The organism is Mycolicibacterium austroafricanum (assembly GCF_902705885.1).
In the GTDB taxonomy this organism is placed as follows: Bacteria; Actinomycetota; Actinomycetes; order Mycobacteriales; family Mycobacteriaceae; genus Mycobacterium; species Mycobacterium vanbaalenii_A.
In genome coordinates this window covers 96,116-114,647 of sequence record NZ_CACSIP010000075.1, presented here as the reverse complement: position 1 = coordinate 114,647, position 18,532 = coordinate 96,116, and the positions used below count along the sequence as shown (strand labels likewise).

At 63.5% G+C, this 18,532-nt stretch carries 16 protein-coding genes and 1 pseudogene; 14 read left to right on the top strand and 3 right to left on the bottom strand.

The annotated features are described in order from the left end of the window. Positions 1-174 precede the first annotated feature (174 nt). The gene (locus BEMPMBAN_RS31430) at positions 175-1,353 is read left to right on the top strand and encodes a cytochrome P450 (protein WP_159235370.1); all 1,179 of its coding nucleotides are present in this window, start codon (positions 175-177) and stop codon (positions 1,351-1,353) included. A 554-nt stretch (positions 1,354-1,907) separates the two neighbouring features. Here the strand turns inward: BEMPMBAN_RS31430 and BEMPMBAN_RS31425 are convergent. Beyond that, positions 1,908-2,738, bottom strand: coding sequence for an enoyl-CoA hydratase/isomerase family protein (locus BEMPMBAN_RS31425; protein ID WP_159235369.1), 831 nt, complete (start codon positions 2,736-2,738; stop codon positions 1,908-1,910). Between the two features lie 218 nt (positions 2,739-2,956). On the opposite strand from BEMPMBAN_RS31425, the gene BEMPMBAN_RS31420 reads away from it, so the two are divergent. The 7 genes and pseudogenes from BEMPMBAN_RS31420 (at position 2,957) to BEMPMBAN_RS31395 (ending at position 10,063) form a co-directional block, all read left to right on the top strand. Beyond that, on the top strand, positions 2,957-3,316 hold the full coding sequence (locus BEMPMBAN_RS31420) for a DUF4286 family protein (RefSeq protein WP_159235368.1): 360 nt from the start codon (positions 2,957-2,959) through the stop codon (positions 3,314-3,316). A gap of 1 nt (position 3,317) precedes the next feature. After that, positions 3,318-3,926, top strand: coding sequence for a nitroreductase family protein (locus BEMPMBAN_RS31415; RefSeq protein ID WP_159235367.1), 609 nt, complete (start codon positions 3,318-3,320; stop codon positions 3,924-3,926). A gap of 31 nt (positions 3,927-3,957) precedes the next feature. Then, complete coding sequence (locus BEMPMBAN_RS31410) at positions 3,958-6,120, top strand: acyl-CoA dehydrogenase family protein (RefSeq protein ID WP_159235366.1); 2,163 nt, start codon at positions 3,958-3,960, stop codon at positions 6,118-6,120. A 14-nt stretch (positions 6,121-6,134) separates the two neighbouring features. Beyond that, a pseudogene (locus BEMPMBAN_RS33240) lies at positions 6,135-6,259 on the top strand (Zn-ribbon domain-containing OB-fold protein); the annotation flags it as partial. A gap of 370 nt (positions 6,260-6,629) precedes the next feature. Then, positions 6,630-7,769, top strand: a complete 1,140-nt coding sequence (locus BEMPMBAN_RS31405; RefSeq protein WP_159235365.1) for a phosphotransferase family protein — start codon at positions 6,630-6,632, stop codon at positions 7,767-7,769. 12 nt (positions 7,770-7,781) lie between these two features. Then, complete coding sequence (locus BEMPMBAN_RS31400) at positions 7,782-8,957, top strand: epoxide hydrolase family protein (RefSeq protein ID WP_159235364.1); 1,176 nt, start codon at positions 7,782-7,784, stop codon at positions 8,955-8,957. Positions 8,958-9,013: 56 nt separating this feature from the next. Continuing rightward, positions 9,014-10,063, top strand: coding sequence for a DUF7064 domain-containing protein (locus BEMPMBAN_RS31395; protein WP_159235363.1), 1,050 nt, complete (start codon positions 9,014-9,016; stop codon positions 10,061-10,063). A gap of 388 nt (positions 10,064-10,451) precedes the next feature. Here the strand turns inward: BEMPMBAN_RS31395 and BEMPMBAN_RS31390 are convergent, their stop codons facing one another. Then, positions 10,452-11,279: a PaaI family thioesterase gene (locus BEMPMBAN_RS31390; protein WP_159235362.1), complete on the bottom strand. Its 828-nt coding sequence runs from the start codon at positions 11,277-11,279 to the stop codon at positions 10,452-10,454. 8 nt (positions 11,280-11,287) lie between these two features. Then, complete coding sequence (locus BEMPMBAN_RS31385) at positions 11,288-12,781, bottom strand: aldehyde dehydrogenase family protein (RefSeq protein WP_234897804.1); 1,494 nt, start codon at positions 12,779-12,781, stop codon at positions 11,288-11,290. A 185-nt stretch (positions 12,782-12,966) separates the two neighbouring features. Here BEMPMBAN_RS31385 and BEMPMBAN_RS31380 point away from each other — a divergent pair, with 185 nt between their 5' ends. From BEMPMBAN_RS31380 to BEMPMBAN_RS31355, 6 genes are all read left to right on the top strand, one after another. Continuing rightward, positions 12,967-14,022 carry an LLM class flavin-dependent oxidoreductase gene (locus BEMPMBAN_RS31380; protein WP_159235360.1) on the top strand — a complete coding sequence of 352 codons (1,056 nt, stop codon included), beginning with the start codon at positions 12,967-12,969 and terminating at the stop codon, positions 14,020-14,022. Then, on the top strand, positions 14,019-14,939 hold the full coding sequence (locus BEMPMBAN_RS31375) for an NAD(P)-dependent oxidoreductase (protein WP_159235359.1): 921 nt from the start codon (positions 14,019-14,021) through the stop codon (positions 14,937-14,939). Before BEMPMBAN_RS31380 ends, BEMPMBAN_RS31375 begins: the two co-directional genes overlap by 4 nt. 2 nt (positions 14,940-14,941) lie before the next feature. Beyond that, positions 14,942-15,706, top strand: a complete 765-nt coding sequence (locus tag BEMPMBAN_RS31370; RefSeq protein WP_159235358.1) for an MBL fold metallo-hydrolase — start codon at positions 14,942-14,944, stop codon at positions 15,704-15,706. 13 nt (positions 15,707-15,719) lie between these two features. Next, complete coding sequence (locus tag BEMPMBAN_RS31365) at positions 15,720-16,115, top strand: carboxymuconolactone decarboxylase family protein (protein ID WP_200846186.1); 396 nt, start codon at positions 15,720-15,722, stop codon at positions 16,113-16,115. Positions 16,116-16,217: 102 nt separating this feature from the next. After that, positions 16,218-17,681 (top strand): aldehyde dehydrogenase family protein, encoded by a 1,464-nt coding sequence (locus BEMPMBAN_RS31360; RefSeq protein ID WP_425295027.1) that lies wholly within the window; start codon positions 16,218-16,220, stop codon positions 17,679-17,681. 158 nt (positions 17,682-17,839) lie between these two features. Next, on the top strand, positions 17,840-18,532 hold the full coding sequence (locus BEMPMBAN_RS31355) for an Rv1363c family protein (RefSeq protein WP_159235356.1): 693 nt from the start codon (positions 17,840-17,842) through the stop codon (positions 18,530-18,532).

Here is an 18,532-nt window from a genome sequence, read left to right as displayed (position 1 = left end):
CTCTGTAGGTCGCTCGCAAGAGACTACAACGCGTCGCGCGCACGTGCGTGCATCCTTGACACCTGTGGCCGCGCAGACGATACTCGCCGATAGTGACAGTCGACTGTCATTCTGCGGATCTGCGGGTCTGCGGGTCTGCGGATTAGCCGGCGGCCGAGAAAGGGCATCTTTCGAATGACCAAGCTGAGTGTGGACGGCATCGCGAACATCAATGACCTGCCTTTCGGGCAGGACCGTTCACGCGCGTGGCGGGAACTGCATTCAACCGGGGAGGCGGTGCTGTCGGGGGATGAGATCGTCCTCACCAGCGCCGAGGCCGTCGAGTTCGCCGCGAAGAGGCCCGAGCTCTTCTCCTCGGCGAAGGCTTTCGACAAGCTGGGCAGTCCTGTCCCGCTCATCCCGATCGCGATCGATCCTCCCGATCACACCCGGTTCCGCCGGATGCTCGACCCATTCTTCAGCCCGAAGAAGATGGCGGAGCGTGAACCCGAACTGCGAGAGCAGGCAGGCGAACTCATCGATGCGATCGTAGCGAAGGGCGAGTGCGAGGTAGTCGCGGACCTCGCGGTTCCGTTCCCATCCCGGGTGTTCCTCACCTTGTTCGGACTGCCGATCGAAGATCGGGACAGACTGGTCAACTGGAAGGACGCGATCCTGCAGTTCGCCGACCTCAACAGCGGAGAGCCGACGCCCGAGGTCCTCGCGTATGCGCTGGAACTGTACACCTACTTGAACGAATACATCGCTCAGCGGCGGACGGACACGTCGGGTACCGACATGCTCACCCAGTTGATCCATGACACCGACGACGGCGGGATGAACGACAACGAGATCCTTGGGTTGTGCTTCATGTTCGTGCTGGCAGGCTTGGACACGGTCACCTCGGCGGTGGGTTTCTCCTTAGCGAAACTGGCCGAAGATGGCGACTTGCGCCGCCGGATTGCCGACGACCATTCCCTCATTCCGGCCTTCATCGAGGAGATCCTGCGCGTCGAGAGTCCGGTTCCGTTCACCAACCGGGTGACCACGGAGGAAGTCGAGGTGGCTGGCCACGTGCTGCCCAAGGATGCCAGGGTGCTCTTGAGCTATGGCAGCGCCGACCGTGATCCACGTCGTTACCCGAAGGCAGACGACGTACAGATCGACAGGAAGTCAGCGCATTTCGCCTTCGGGCGTGGTCCGCACAGGTGTCTCGGCTCGCACCTCGCACGGCTGGAGCTGCGACTCCTACTCGAGGAGTGGCACACTCGTATTCCCGAGTACACCCTGGCAGTCGACGAGCCGCCTCAGGTGCCGTGGCCCACCAGCACTATGGTCCTGCGCTCGATTCCGCTGAACATCAAACCGGCTTAGCCAACCCGGTCAGTCGATCCGCGGAATGATCTTCCTCGGCGGTTGAATGCATGTGCTCGAGGTGGGCCTGGAAATCGCCGAGAGGCGGTGGGTTGACCCCCGGGTCGGTGACGCCGAGGTTCGCGAGCCGATTGCGTCTTCGACGACCTGCTGCACGCTTTGGCCGAACTGGACGTTCGGGTCATTGAGGATTGTGTGCTCCCGGCCGATGGCCAGCATGGCGACGCTGTAGAACAGTGAGAACGGCCGCCCGCCCCCGGCGAATCAGTCCAGTCTCGCAATCGCTTTGGCGGCGATCTCCGGGTTGTGCAGCGGCAGGATCGTCAGTATCGACCGGACCTGAATCGATGACTTCGCACCCCGCGACGAACGCCTGCGCGGTGGTGGAATCGAGGTAGTGGTTGCCAGACAGTTCGACGTGCGGGCGAGCCTGCCGCCGGGCCGCCGCGACGTCGAGGAGATGTACGCCTTGCGCTGCGAAGCAGGCAGCTCGCTGTGACGTGGCCACCCCGCGGCTCGCCGGTGGCGCCACCACACCTGTTGTCCCCGGCCCTCTACAGCCGACCGTCGACCCGGCAATCTGGATGCACCCAGTGCGGCGAACGCTTCTCCTTGAAAGCGAGAAAGCCTTCCGTGGCCTCGGGCCCCTCGAGGCTCACTCTCATCCCGATGCGGTCGTACAGGCCCAGGTAGTTGTCGAGGCTGCTCTTGACCAGGGCCCTGGCGTGCGGTGCCGTACGACAACATTGCGCCAGCACCTCGCGGGCGGCCGGCATGAGGTCGTCGTGAGCGACCAGCCGAGCAACCAGACCCCACTCGACCGCCTCTGCCGCGGACAACACCCGGCCGGTCATCATCAGGTCTCGGGCGCGCACCGGCCCCACCAACCTCGCCAGCATCTGGCTGTAGTAGGTGTCGGCGATGCCTCGGTACAGTTCGGGCACCCGAAACGTCGCCCGCTCGCTGACGACAGCCATGTCGCTGCACATAGCGATTTGCATTCCGCCGCCCTGAGCCAGCCCGTTGACGGCAGCGACCACCGGCTTGGCTGACTGGCGCAAGGCGTCGAACGGTGTCACGTCCATGTTGAGCACCGCGGTCAAGTCCATCCAATCATCGCCGGCCCGTCGACCGAGATCTCCGCCGGGAGCGAACACATCGCCGGTGCCGGTGATCAACAGACCGGCGAGGCTCTCATCGGAGTTGACCCGCGAAATCGCGTAGCGGATACCGAAATACATCGCCGCCGTCATCGCATTGCGTGCCGCGGGTCGGTCCAGCACGAGCACCGCGAACGCGCCGTCCCGCTCGAATTTCAGGAACGGCGTTCCCAACCAATCTCCGTCCGGCGGACGGGGGCTGATGTCAGTCGGTTCGGTCGACACGGAGCTCCTTCGATCAGGACAGCGACAGCCGTGCTGTAGTCGATCGGCTGCGCAACGGACACAGTGAAATATGACAGTGCTCTGCCGTAAGTGTCAATGTCATGGCCATTCACCCGCGTTGAGACGCAATACGCTCCGCCGGTCGGAACAACGTTGACTGTGGCAGTTGACTGTCATACTGTTCAAGTTCCTCAGTGGCCCGGAAGAAAGGCACGTTCGTGACCGGCAATCGATTCGTCGTCCTGAGCAATCCGATCGAGGGTGAGGACGACAAGTTCAACAAGTGGTACGACGAGGTGCATGTACCTGAGGTGCTCGAGGTTCCCGGGGTGGTCGCGGCCCAGCGATACGCCCTGGCCGGTCTGGACGTTCTCGGCGAGGATCTGCCCACCCAACCGCCGCCACCCACGCACCGGTACCTGGTGATCTACGAGCTCGATCGTGAACCGCAGGCGGTGATGGCGCAATTCGTCGAACGGATGAGTTCGGGGGAATTGTCGCTGAGCGAGACGCTCGACCTGTCCACGGTGTCGTTCAACTGCTGGACGCCCCACGGCAACAGGCGACTGGCCGACTGAGATGGCTGAACTGCGGTCGGTGATTCAAGCGCAGCGAGCCTGCAGGAGGTTCGATCCGGACGCCGCGGTGCTCGAAGCGGATATCGAACACATGCTACAGCTTGCAGTCCACGCGCCGAGCGCCGAGAACACCCAGCCCTGGTCGTTCGTCGTAGTCCGTGCCGAGGAGACTCGAAAACAACTGACCGACTGGTGGACTGAGACATGGAACGCCGGAGGCGGCGACCGCGTCAAGCAGAGCATTCAGGACAAGACACTGGTCGCGGACCTCGAATACGGCCTCAGCAAGGGAGGATTGGCTGTCGCGCCGGTGGTGGTCGTTGTCTGCGCCGACACTGACCGCGTCGCCGAGATCCACGCGCCGTCGTCGATCTACCCGGCCGTGCAGAACCTGCTGCTCAGCGCCGCTGATCTAAGCTATGGCTCCTGTCTGACCACCGGCCTCACCACGTTCGGGGTCGACCACGTCCGCGAACTCCTGCAACTGCCGCAAAACCTGATCCCGATGGCGGCCGTCTACATCGGCCGGCCGGCGAGAAAGCTGTCGCCGCCGCGCCGTCGCCCCGCCACCGAGGTCACTTACCGCGAAAAGTTCGGCGCCGCGTGGTGATCGGAAACTTCCCGACCAACGAGGCCGCTGCATGACATTGGCGATAACCGAAGACCACCGCGCGTTGGCGGAGGTCGCCCGATCGATGGTGACCGGGCGTGGTGGTGTGGCGAGCGCGCGCCGCATCCTCCTCGATTCCGGGATCGGCGGAAGGTGGTGGGCCGACGACGCGCTGTGGAAGGAGATCGTCACGACCGGGTGGCTCGGTCTGCATGTCGACGAAGTCTTCGGCGGGCAGGGCTACGGGCTGCCAGAGCTGACGATCGTGCTGGAGCAACTCGGGCGCGCGGCAATCGGGGGCCCGTTCTTGCCTACGGTCGTCGCGTCCGCAGTGGTCGCCGAGTTCGGTACAGATGATCAGCAGCAGCGTTGGTTGCCGCAGCTGGTCAGTGGAGACATGGTGGCCGGGATCGGTGCGAAAGGTATCGCTTCGACGAACGATTCGCGTGTATCCGCCACGTCGGTGCCGGCCTTGGCCGAGGCGGCGGCCGATGTGTTCCTAGTTCCGGTGGGCGATGACCTCGCGGTGATTCAAGCCGGTAATGGAGTGAGCGTCCGCACAATCGATTCGGTCGACCGGCTCATGCGATCGGTTGTGGTGGTGAGCCTGGATTCCGCCGAGGTGGCTGACATCTTCCCCGGCGCGAGCGCCGGGGTGACTCGGATCCTGCGGCTTCTCGCCTCGGCCGAGGCGGCGGGCGGACTGAGCAGTTGCACCGAGATGACATCCGCTTACGCCGCGACACGCCAACAGTTCGGCCGTCCGATCGGCTCGTTTCAGGCCGTCAAGCACCATTGCGCGAATATGCTGGTCGACACCGAACTCGCTGTGGCCGCCACGTGGGACGCCTCACGCGCCAACGGATCAGAGTCCGAGCTGGCCGCTACGATGGCGGCCGGACACGTGTTAGTCGCCTATCAGCGCGTGGCGTTGCAGAACGTGCAGGTGCACGGCGGCATCGGCTACACCTGGGAACATGACGCGCACCTCTACGTCAGGCGCGCCACGGTGCTGAAGATGTTTGCCGGGGATCAGGATGCGCTGCGCGACAGGGTCGCCGAGTTGCACGCGCAGGGTGTGCGACGTGGACATTCGGTGGACCTACCGCCCGAAGCCGAGCAGTATCGACAGGCCGCGCGGGATTTCCGCGCCGAACACGAAGCAACCGGTCCCGACGCTCGGCACAAGCTGTGGGCTCGCAGCGGATACCTGCAACCGCACTGGCCAAAGCCCTACGGCCGCGGCGCTGACGGTGTCGAGCAACTGATCATCGAGGAAGTGCTCGACGGGCTGGAGAAGCCGAACCTCGGGTTGGGCGAGTGGGTGGTGCCCACCTTGCTTCAGCACGGCAACACGGAACAGGTCGACCGGCTGTTGTGGCCCAGCCTCGAGGGTGACATCCGCTGGTGCCAGCTTTTCAGCGAGCCGGGCGCCGGGTCAGATGCCGCGGCGGTCACCACAAAGGCCAGCCGAGTCGACGACGGATGGGCCGTATCCGGCCAGAAGGTGTGGACAAGCGACGCGGTGAACTGTCAGCGTGGTCTCGCCACTGTGCGCACTGACCCGAATGCGCCAAAGCACAGGGGAATTACGGCGATGGTGATCGACCTCGCCGCTCCAGGCGTCGAAGTTCGTCCGCTCAGGGAGATCACTGGTGAAACATTGTTCAACGAGGTGTTCTTCGACGATGTGTTTGTACCCGACCGTGACGTGGTCGGCGACGTGAATGCGGGCTGGACCGTTGCAATGGCGACGTTGGGAAACGAGCGTGTGTCGATTGGCGGTGGCTCGGTCACGATGACCGCGGAGGCGCTGATCGATCTGCTCGCGCGCCACCGTCCCGGCGACACCGGACTCGCCCGCGATGTCGCGGCGTTACTGATCGAGCACTACACGCTGGTCGCGTTGAACCTGCGCCAAGCCGCCAGGGCAGTCTTCCATTCGGGGCCCGGCATCGAGGGCAACATCGCTAAGTTGTTTGGCGCCGAGCACGCCCAGCGGGTCGCCGAGCTCGCTCAACGGATCGCGGGTCCGGCGATTCTGCTCGGTGAGGAGCAGGGGGTCGTGCACGACTATCTGTACAGCAGATGCCTCACGATTGCCGGCGGTACGTCGGAGATCATCAGGAACCTCATCGCCGAGCGAATCCTCGGGCTGCCCCGAGAGCCACCGCGCCGGACTGGGAATATCTGAAGAACGGCAAGCTGATGCTGTGACGGTGTGACGACACCGGCACATGGATTCACCCGCCACTCGAGCGCAGCCGAATCACCGGTGGAGCAGTGCATTTCGAGGAGGCAGCGCAGAGGGCGCAGTTTTCAGCTTCATCGTTCGAACTACGTCTCGTCGATCTGGGGAGAGCGGGTATCGGATCCTCGAGTTCGTCATCACGGAATTGGCGCGATCGTCGTGGTGATACTCGGGTGCTTGCGCGGAAAGTTGGTCGTTGACAACGCCTGCGCATCATGTGACAGTCAACTGACAGTTCACGGATCGCGAAGTGTGAGGTGTGACGGATCATGAAGCCCGTCGGTGGTCACCTCACAGCGATGCATGGCGTACGTGCCAAGGCCGAACCAATTCGAATGATTGTGGCGGAGTGCGTGATTAGGTGACCGTGGCAGTAGTGCGATGGCGAAGCCGGGCACTTCATTGCGTTTTCGCGATCACGTGGCGAGAACTAGGAAACAATAGGAGCGGCTATGGTCACACAAGCCGATGCGGCAGGGTCCGAAAACGTCGACGTCCCGACGAAGTCTCAGGTCCGCGATCCAGCAGCGGTACGCTCCGTCGCCGAGGAGTGGCTGCGCGCACACGTCGGGGGCGACGTCGAGGTGGACGACGTTACTCAGCCCAACGGTGCCGGGGTCGCCAATGAGACCCTGCTGATCCAGGCCAGCCGCACCGTGGATGGGACACGCGAGACCATAGGTTACGTCGCTCGTATCGGCTCCACCGAGCACCTTTACCTCGATCTGGACGTCAAGACCCAATACCTGATGTACAAGGCACTGTCGACGGAGCCGCAGGTACCGTCGCCGCTAGTGGTCGGCTTCGAGTCCGACACAACCCTTTTCGGCCAACCGTTCTTCGTCATGGAGCGGGTAGAAGGCCGTGTGCCTGCCGACAACCCGCCCTTCTACGTGAGCGGATGGGTTCTCGAGCTACCGACGGCGCAGCAGCGCGAAGTGTGGCGCGGCGCGGTGGAGGCGATGACCGAACTGCACAAACTGGATGTGTCCAAGTTCCCATTCCTGCAGCGACCTCACTTGGGCAGTACGGGGTTGGAGCAGGAGCTGAACTACTGGTTGGCCTACGCCAAGTGGTGCGGTGCTGACCGTCTTTCGGCGGTGCAGGCCGCTTCGAGTTGGCTAGTCACTCATCTTCCTCGGGATGCGCAGCCGGGGCTCTCGTGGGGCGACTCGCGACCGTCGAACATCATCTATCAGGGCACGCGCGTGGCTGCGGTTTTGGATTGGGACATGGCTTCGGTCGCCGGTGCGGAGTGTGACCTCGGCTGGTGGGTCTGCATGGAGCGTGCCATGACAGGCGGCCGCGGGCTGCCGCCCGTTCCCGGATTCGGCTCACTACGCGAGACCATCGACCTCTGGCAGGAATTGATCGGCCGCCCTCCGGAGTATCTCGACTGGCACCTGGTGTTCAATGCGTTGCGTCTGCAGTTGGTGATGGTGCGGCTGCCGATGTTGCTACTCGCCGCCGGCCAGGTCACCCTGGACCAGGCCGGCCAACTCACGGCGGTCGGCAACATGGAATGGGTCGACGGACTGCAACATGGACCGCCCGAGCGCTTCGAATCGCGCTGGTCCGGCTGGGATAGTTGAGGCGCTACAGCGATGCAACCGATCACTGCACATCCGGCCGCTGAACCGTTCCGAATCGAGATTTCCGACGGCGTCTTGGCGGATCTACGTGACCGTCTTCGACGCACCCGATGGCCCAACCCCGCCCAAGGCGGCGACTGGGCCATGGGCACCAGCGAACCGTTCATGCGCCGCGTGGTGGCCCGGTGGCTGCAGGGTTACGACTGGCGTGCCTGGGAGGCGCGCCTCAACGCCTTCGAGCAATACCGAATCATGGTGGACGGCTTAGGAATTCATTGTCTGGTCGAACGCGGCAGCAGCCCCTCGCCGATGCCCATTATTTTGACCCACGGATGGCCGGGTTCTCCCGTCGAGTTGCTCGGGATGGTGGAACTACTGGCCCACCCAGAGCGGTTCGGTGGGTCGGTCGACGAGGCATTCACCGTCGTGGTCCCGAGCCTGCCAGGATGCGGGTTCTCTGACGCGCCGCCGGGTCCGATATCACCTCGCGATGTCGGTCGCCTCTGGGCCGAGATGATGAGCAACATCTTCGGCTTCGGCAGGTATATGGCTCATGGTGGGGACTGGGGTGCGGTGATCACATCCTGGATGGCGGTTGACCGACCGCGTGGTCTGGTGGGGGCTCACCTCAACGCTGCCGTGGTCACGGCACCTTGGACCTTCGCCAATGTTCTCCCCTCACCTGAAGAGACGGCGCACCTCGAACGGCTCGCCACGCTGCCGGATGAGGAAAAGGCGTATCAACTCGTACACGGCTATCGACCGCAAAGCCTGGCCTTCGCGGTCCACGACTCACCTGTCGGACTGGCAGCCTGGATCCTGGAGAAGTTTCACAACTGGACAGTGGGCAAGCAAGATATCGACCCGCCGTTCGATCTCGACGACCTCATCACCAACGTAATGTTTTACTGGCTGGGCGATCCCCAAGCAGTCAGTTGGATGTATCGCTACCTGGTTGACTGGAGCGGATTCACCCTGGGCGAGGGCGAATTCGCAAGCGTGCCTTGTGGCTTCTGTCTGTTTCCTGATGACACCGCGCCGGCTCCACCAGAGGCATTCGTGCGTCGCGCCTACAACGTCGCCCACTATCGGCTTGAGCCTCACGGCGGTCATTTCCCGGGACTCGAGCATCCGCATGAGCTCGTCGAAGACATTCGCAGGTTACGCGCCGAGCTTGGGTTGGGTTGAGCCTTAGCAAGATCGGAACTGTCGCAACGCCATACGTGAAGGGAGATCAACAGTTCATGACCATCCAGGATTTGTCCAGCGGTCTGGCGATCGAGAAGGAAAGCGTGGTCTCGGAGCAACCAACCGAACCATTCTGGGCCGAGAACCTGCTCTTCACCCTCTACGATCCTGAAGCTGATTTGGGCTTCTGGTTGCACCTGGGCACTGTCCCCAACGAGTGGGACATGTGGGAGGACCGGGTGTTGGTCTGCCTGCCGGGCGACGAGGGCGTGTTGACGATGTGGGGTTATTACCGCACGCCCCAAAAAGAGAAGCCGGCGGGACCGAACCTGGCTTTTCGCTGCATCGAGCCGTTCAAGCGTTGGCGTGTGACCTTCGACGGCTTCGCCCAGAACGTCTCCAACGCCGACATGCAGAATGGGCTCGTCCCGGACGGTCTGCGTAAACGGCTCGTCATCGACCTAGAGGTCGAATGCGCGACACCGGTATGGGACGCGCACACTGCAGCACACGGCAAGGGCGGCAACGGCGAGATGACCTCCCAGGGCTGGGCAAAGGAACACTACGAGCAGCTCCATCGGGCGCGCGGTCACGTCCGGGTGGACGAGACGACCTACGAAATCAATGCCACAGGATGGCGCGACCATTCGCGCGGACCGCGCGGGGGTGGTACCGGCGAACCGTGGGGCGGGCACGTGATAGCCGGGTGCATTTTTGAGAGCGGCAAGGGCTTCGTCTTTTCGACGTACTGGCGACCCGATGGTCGAATTACCCTGGAGGGCGCGGCCGTCATCGATCCGAGCGGCACACTTCACCCGGCGCAGATTCTTGAGCCACCGAGACTGGAAGACCTGCAGATGTCGGGCGAGCGACTGCCGATCCGCCTGCGTTGGGACGGCGGGGTAATCGACACCGTCATGGAAACCCGCCGCTCCATCTGGACGTCGATGCAGAAGCTGCTGGCCGTTGGAAAGGACCTTGACGGACCCGGCCTGATGTACGTGCTCAACTTTGGGCCGTGCCAATGGGATGGCGAGGTCGGCCAGGTCTACATCGAGCGATCCGATCCCTTGAACGCCCCACCCAAGCGTATCTGGTCGGAATAGTCAGATCGCCCGACCTGCCGACACCTACCCGACCTACCTGCGGACGCAGTACTGCGGCCCGGACACACCCCGGGCCTGCTCGGACGGCACGCTGTTCGAAGACCACGAGACCTCTAGTGAGTACCGTTGGCAGCGCGGCGAATTCTTCTCGAATGAGGTCGTCCAGTCCCCGATTGGGCCTGCTGCACGATCAGGTAACAGTTGCGGTCACGCGGCCTGACTGGCCGGTGTGGTCATGATTGCTTCGAATTCGATCGGGGTCAACCGTCCGAGTCCGGCTTGGCGTCGGCGGCGATGGTTGGTGCCACCGGGGCCATGCGCTCGCAGTTCATCACCGCGCGGGTCCGCCGGCTCGTCGCGGGCGTGATTGCCAGGCTCACTCGGTTGATCAGCGGTAGGCGGTGATGAGGGCCGTCGCAGCGACACTGCCGTCTGCGTTGACTGCGCTACCTTCGGCCACCGCAACTGCGCGCCCGTTTCGCACCGCGACTCCCTGATAGTGTCCACCTTCCTGCGACAGAAACGGGCGTAGGAAGTTCACCCGCAGGGCCATCGTTTGGGCGGCATCGGTGTTCACGTTGAGGACGGCCGACGCCGCCATCTCCGCGCCGGCGGCAACAACGCCTCCGTTGACAACTCCCATGGCATTGTTGAGTATCGGGTCGACCTTTTGAGCGAGAGTTGGGGAAGCCGCCCCTTCACCGACGTCGAGCGCCATCATCGCTGCGAAGTCTCGCTGGAGGCTTGGAGTGGCTACCTCATCAGCGTGTCCTCCGACGTCGACGGAAGCCGTGGTCGTGTACAAGTTGCGGGCCGATCCGGAGCCGATGACCACGTCATTGACCGTGAATTCGCATGCCGACAGGGCGATCCGATTCCGTCGTCCGACCGGCCAGGAGCGTGCGACGACAGGCGTATCGAGCACGTCGTCCGCCGTGTCGAAGACACCGGGAAGTAGATCCACGGACAGCTCTGTCGACATGCTCCACTCGTTCGCGTTCCTGCGTATGTGATTGCTTCCACCGCTGACCGCATCGACGAGGATGGCCAGGGAACCTACTGCGGTGAGCCCGGTGAGGGGATTGCGCTTCGTCCACAGCGGCATCGACATGGTCATGGCGGCCGCGTCCTCGTCGATATCGATCATCTCGATGCCGAAACGGGGAAGGAGATGCTCGGCAGTCGGAATTGCGAGCGGAACGCGGTCACGTCGCATGGAGCCGCTCACAGTGCGGCCAGGTCGAACGGCAGCCGGTGTGGTGATCGACCACCGGTGAGGTAGACCGTCGTCGATTGCGTGAAGAAGTCACGCGCGGCTTCGCCCTGCTCTTTCGGGCCCATCCCGCTTGCCTTCAACCCTCCGAACGGCACGTGGGGATCTGCGCCGGCAGTCTCAGAGTTGACATGAAGCACGCCGACATCGATCGAGTCGATCGCGGCCAGGGCCGCCGTCACATCCTGAGTGAAGATCGAGGCTGACAGCCCGAAGTCCCCTTCGTTCGCCATCTGCACGGCCTGGGCGAAACCGTCGGCCCGCTGCACCGCGAGAATCGGACCGAAGATCTCACGTTCCCAAATCGGCGCTTTCGGGTGCTCGACTTCGAGCACTGTGGGGCTTATGTAGAAACCCGTGTCGTCGGAGTTGGCTCGCCGTTGATCCGCAGCAGCGACCACGGTCGCACCCGCGGCGATGGCCGCGGCGACCTCGCTGGCAATGCGGTCCCGCGCGTAGCCGTCGATCACCGGGCCCACGTTGACCGACGGATCGAGCGGGTCGCCAATCTGCAACGCGGCTACTCGGCGCTGCAACAGTTGGAGGAATTCATCGGCGATAGGCGCATCGAGAACCAGGCGCGATGTGGCGGTGCACTTCTGTCCGGCGGATCTGAATGCGCCTGCAACTACCTGGTCGAGTGCCAGCTCAACATCAGCGTCGCGAAGAACGATCGCGGCGTTCTTGCCGCCCATCTCGGCCTGCACGCTGACGCCCCTTCGCGCACAGTCAGCAGCGATGTGCCTGCCCACCTGGGTCGAGCCGGTGAAAGTCACGGCGTTCACGAGGGCGTGGCCGACCAGCGCGGCACCGGTGGCGTTCTGCCCGTAGACCAAGTTGAGAACGCCATTGGGCAGGCCCGCCTCGGTGAACACCTGAGCAAGTCGCATCGCGAGAAGCGGTACCGACATCGCCGGTTTCCACACCACGGTGTTGCCGTACACGAGCGCTGCAGCGATCTTCCACGCCGGTATGGCGATCGGAAAGTTGAAGGGTGTGATTGCCGCGACGACACCGACCGGACGACGAACGACGAGAAGGCGCTCACCCCGGCGTGCCGACGAATAGACTTCCCCCGCCCCCCGATCAGCGGACCCGGCGTAGTACCTGAGAACCTGCGCCGCCCGACGGACCTCGCCGACCCCCTCGCCGAGTGTCTTGCCCTCTTCGCGCGTCAACTCGGTGCCGAACTCCTCGGCGCGCGACTCGAGCAGTTCGGCGGCGCGCCAAAGCACCTGGGCGCGCTCGTGAATCGGCGTGGCTGCCCAGTCACGCGCGGACTTCCGGGCTGCGCAAACCGCGTCGTCCACTTCGCCCTCGGTGGCTTCCAGACCTTCGGCCACGATTTGGCCAGGTAGGGCGGGATTGAGGTCCAGGAAGCGCTGTCCGCCACCTTCGCGCCACTGACCGTCGATGAGGTGGAGCAGCCTGAGTTGGTCTGGCACTGTTCGATTCCTCCGAAAGTCTTGGCGGCACAGCTGTGGTGGCCTGACCATCCGTGCTGGACCAGTGTGGCCACGCTGAGAATCTTGGTGAGATCAACTCAAGATAGTAGAGTAATACAACTATACGTTAAACTAATTCAGATACGCACCAGCGGTCAGGAACATCCACAGGAAGAGACATCGGTATGAAGTTCGGCATTCTTTTCACCTCTCAGCCCAACCCCGACACCGAGCCGTACCCGCATCGCGCAGTGCACGAGCGTGTCATCAGCGAGGTCGTCGAGGCCGATCGCCTCGGGTACGACTACGCCTGGATAGCCGAGCATCACGTGAGCACGCGATACGGCATCATGCCCGATCCTCTGACTTTCATCGCCCACTTGGCGCCGCAGACCTCGCAGATCCGCCTCGGCACCGGTGTCATGACGCTCCCGCTGCAGAACCTTCTCCGCCTCGCGGAGAACGCCGCCCTGGTCGACATCCTGAGCAACGGGCGCTTGATGCTCGGCGTCGGCTCCGGGTACCGCAAGTACGAGTTCGAGGCGCTGGGGGCCAATTTCGACGCACGCCGCGACGTTCAGGTCGAAGCACTCGAAGTGCTGATGACCCTGCTCACCGAGCACCGGATCGAGCACCACGGCGAGTACTACGATTTGTCGGTAGGTGGCGACTACGAGGTGCTGCCGCACAGTCTGCAGACGCCCTACCCCCCGCTCTACATGGCTGCCGCATCGGAGCAGTCCATCGGGCTCGGAGCCCAGTTCGGTCTCGGCCTCTTGCTCTCGACGCTCATGCCGTTCGGAGAGGTCGCCGAAGTATCGACCTTCTACCGGGACAAGTGTGATCAGACTGCGGAGGTGTACACCCGTAACCCCGGCTTCCGGGACATCGACCTGGCACGGTTCGTGTACGTCGCCGACACCGACGCCGAGGCGAAAGAGCAGAGCGAAGAGGGCATCCTCCGCCATATCGCCAGCTTCACCCAGGGACAGACCTCCGGATACCTCGGGACAGTGAATGCGGGCGACAAGAAGGTCTACTCCGAGATCGACTACGACAAGTTGACTCAGGAGACCATCCTGCACGGATCGCCCGAAACCGTCATCGATCGGATCAAGGAAATCGAACAGCGCACCGGGGCTACGTCGCTGATGTTGCACTTCCCGCCGTACTACGGCCCGGAGCGCACCGCGGCGACACTCCAGATGTTCGCTGAAACCGTGATGCCGAAGTTTCGATGACGACTTCGGCCGCTGTGCCGTCGCTGCCGTCGGTCGCGTTCATCGGGCTGGGCAACATGGGCCTGCCCATCGCAACAAACATCAGTCGGGTCTGCCCGGACTTGATTGCGTATGACCGGGATGCCAACCGCCTTCTGGCGGCAGGCGCGGCCGGGCTCAAGACCGCTGACGATATCTGCGCGATGCTCGATCGCGATTTCGATGTCGTGGTGGTGTCGGTCAATACGCCGCAGGCGCTCACCGAGGTCTTGACGGGACCGCAGTCGATTCTCTCCAGGCCTCGGCGGCCCACCACCGTCGTCGACGTCGGCACCACCGGTCCGACCGTGTCGCGCGAAATCGCCGAGCGATTGCGTATCGACGGGCACCGGTTCGTCGATGCCCCCGTCAGCGGAGGCATCGGCGGAGCGCAGCGCGGCGAGCTGACGACGATGGTGGGTGCCACCGGCGAGGACGAAGCCATCGACCTCGTCCTCCGATCGTTCTGCTCCACCGTGATCTACCTCGGTGACGCCGGGTTGGGAGCCGTCGCGAAGCTCGTCAACAACGCCTTGGCGATCGGGACGCTGGGCCTGGTAGGGGAGGTGCTCGCCTACGGCGAGGCGAACGGACTTCCTCGCGCCACGTTGATTGACGTGATCGCGTCAAGCTCCGGCGACAGCAGGATCCTGCGGTCCAAGCGGCACATCATCCGGGACAGCTCCTACAACGATGCGCAGTTCGACGTGCAAATCGCGCTCAAAGACCTGCGGCTGCTGTTGCAGAGTTCGTGCGCAGCTGTCGGTGACAATCCGCCGATACTTGACGAGGTCGAGCGACTCGTGGCCAGCGTTGCCGACACCTGCGTGGGGCCCACCGACGTCAGTGTCATCGCCGAACCTGCCAACCACGTCGGTCGCGGGCGCGGTCGGTGTTAGCCGTGCCGAACGACTGGCGGCTGGCTGCAGTACGCATCGGGCGGTCGCTGGATCGCCGCGCCGGCCTGCTCGTCGGCGGGGAAGACGTCGAACGATGCGTCGAGTTGGCGTACTTCCTGTGGTGTGTGCGCAGTGCGGACGGCACGGTTGTGGTGATCGACGCCGGATTCACCGATAGGGCAGCCTGCGATCACACGATCGTCGACTACGTCTCGCCGCAAGATGCGCTGGACGAGTTGGGGATCGATGCGGCAATGGTCAAAACGGTCGTCATCACCCACCTCCATTGGGATCACATGGGCGGCTTCGAGAGTTTCCCGTCCGCTCGATTCCTCGTCGCCAGGTCCGAATGGGATTGGACGATCGGACGTTTGGGTGACACCAGCCGGATGCTCGACGAGACCTATGACCGAGCCGGATTGCGTGAAATCGCCACCCTCCACCCAAGCCGAGTCGAGCTTGTCGAGGACGGACACACGCCGGTTCCAGGCTGTCGACTGGAGGTGGTCGGCGGCCATACCCCGGGGCACACAGTTGTCCGGGTGAGTACCAGAAACGGTGACGTCGCGCTTCTCGGCGACTTAGCCTACCTGTCAGCGAACGTGTCACTCGAAGTGGCGCCGATGATCTGCTTCGATCGTTGGCGTACAAGGGATCTCTACGGGTCCTACCGCTCCGAATCTCTTCGATTGGTGCCCGGTCACGACCCCGCGGTGCTCGACATGCTCGACGAACGGCTGTCGCCAACCATCGCAATCATCAAGTAAGTAGGAGGAATTTGTGACGAACGAGAACGGTCAGCGCGCCGCGGCCGGTCTGGCCACGATGCGCGGGATGCTGGGTCCCGAGGTCGTCGAGCGGCTCACCAAGCGAAACGAGATCGCGCCGAATTGGCACAGGTGGACAACGGAAGTCTTGTTCGGAGACGCATGGCAGGGTGCCGACCTCGATCTCCGGACACGGAGCATGATCACCGTAGCTGCGCTCATTCCGCTCTCCTTCCCGAGAGAGCTCGGGCTGCACATGCGAGGTGCCCTGCACAACGGAGTGACCATCGAGGAGTTGGCGGCAATCATCCAGCACGTCGGCTTCTACGCCGGATGGCCCGCGGCAGGCCAGTCGCTGAACATACTGACCGAGATTGCGTCCGAGACCGTTGACGACCACGTCTCCTGAGGGCCACGATGAGGGCGGTGGGTGGTAGGCCGCCCCGACAGCAACTCAGACGCCACCATCATTGGCGTGAAGGACATTTCGCGAAGAGAGCTGGGGGCCCCAATGTCCGAGTCGATGCTCGAAACAGATCGACCGCCGGTGGCGCTACGCATTGGCCATGAACGTGTCAGCACAGCCTCAGGCGGCGTGTACCAGCACGTCAATCCGTGTAACGGACGCCCAGACGCGACGGTGCCGATGGCGGGGGAGCTCGAGGTGGACCGCGCCGTCGATTCTGCCCACCGGGCATTCCTCGACTGGCGCAGGGTCAAGTCAGCCGAGCGCCGCCGAGTGCTGCTGAGGCTGGCGGATCTCGTCGAGGCCCACGCCGAGGATTTCGCTCAGCTGGGCGCGATGGACAACGGAACCCCCACGAGCATCGGGCACTACATGGTGGGGCTCTCTGTCGAGTGGACCCGCTATTACGCCGGGTGGGCAGACAAGATCAGCGGTGACGTGACGGCGGCTCTGAGGACCGAGGGCGAGTTCAGCTACACCCTGGCCCAGCCCTACGGCGTCATCGGTGCCATCATCACGTGGAATGGGCCGTTGATCTCGTTGGCCATGAAGGTGCCGCCCGCTCTCGCGGCGGGCAACACGGTAGTGGTGAAGCCCTCAGAGCTCACACCTTTCACCGCCGGTCTCTTCGCCGATCTCGCTCAGGAAGCCGGTATCCCTCCAGGTGTTGTCAACATCGTCACCGGAGGTGCCGACGCAGGAGCCGCGCTGGTGCGTCACCCGTTGGTTACGAAGATCTCGTTCACCGGTGGTCCGGACACCGCGCGGCGGATCATGCACACCTGCGCCGACGAGATCAAGCCTGTCGTCATGGAACTCGGCGGCAAATCAGGCAACATCATCTTCGAAGACGCCGACCTCGACGCCGCTTGTAGTGCGGGCACCATATCGTCGGTCGGCATAATGAGCGGGCAGGGTTGCGCATTCCCCACGCGGATGATCGTCGCACGCCCCATCTACGGCGAGGTCGTGGACCGAGTCGCTGCGATCGCCAATTCCATCAAGGTGGGCGATCCATTCGCCCCCGATACCCTTGCGGGCCCGGTCGTCAACGAACAGGCAGTGCAGCGGATCACTGGGATGGTCGGGCAAGCTCAGCGCGACGGGGCTCGGCTTATCACCGGAGGCCGTCGACTGGGCGGTGAGCTGGCGGAGGGTTACTACTTCGCACCGACGGTCTTCGCAGATGTCGATCCGAAGGCAGAACTGGCGCAGAAAGAGGTATTCGGACCGGTTCTCTCCATAATCCCGTTTGACGATGAACAAGAGGCTGTCGAGATCGCCAACGGCACTCCTTACGGGTTGTCGGGGTACATCTACACGAACGATCTACGCCGTGCACACCGCGTGGCCGAGGATCTGGAAACGGGTGAGGTCCTGATCAACGGAGCAGTCAATCTCGGTGTCACCAGGCCGTTCGGTGGTATCGGCGTGAGCGGAATGGGCAAGGAGGGCGGACGCGAGGGGCTCTATGAATTCGTCCGCATCAAGACCGTCAGTATGACGTGAAGACACGACGGTCCGCGTCTTCCGGCGCAGGCCCCGCGCAATCCACACCGCTAAATAGCTAAATAGTTTAGACTTCTCGACGAGAATCCCGGCGCACCGTTGCGGGCATGGCGCCCCAGCGGTCGCGGTGATACCTCCGACAGAAGGACCTCGAGGTCATGGACGCCATTCGCGAACGATTTTTACAGGGGAGCCTACGACGCATCCGGAGGGTTCGGTCCGATGAAACTGGACCGCCGCCTCAAGCGCTCACCGAAACGGACGAATCGCGGTTGTCCGACAACGGACCGGAAGAAATGCCGGCTGCCAAGACAGCCGATGCCATGGGGTCGGTGGCTACGCAGGATACGGGTCCACCCGGCTCACCTGACTCGAAATGCGGGCTTGCCCTCATCGCGGGGACCATGATCTTGGTCGTGCTTGGTACGACATCGGCCTGGCTCGGTTACCAGGCTCTGCAGGCTCAGCGCGCGAACACGGAGCGTGAACACTATGTTCAGGCGGCGCGTCAGACCGCGCTCAACCTCACGACCATCGACTACTCGCGTGCGGAGGCCGACGTGCAGCGCATTGTTGATGGCGCGACCGGTGAATTCCGCGAGGGCTTCAGCGAGCGGGCCCAGCCGTTCATCGACACAGTGAAGCGAGCTCAATCCCGGTCGGTCGGCACCGTGACCCAGGCCGGACTGGAGTCGATGAAAGACGGGCAGGCGCAGGCGATCGTCGCGGTCACGGTAACCACCGCCAGCGTCACAGGTGTCGAAGACGCTCCCAAGTCGTGGCGCATGCGCCTGGGAATGGAGAGCACCGGCGATGGCGTCAAGGTCTCGCGGGTGGAGTTCGTGCAATGA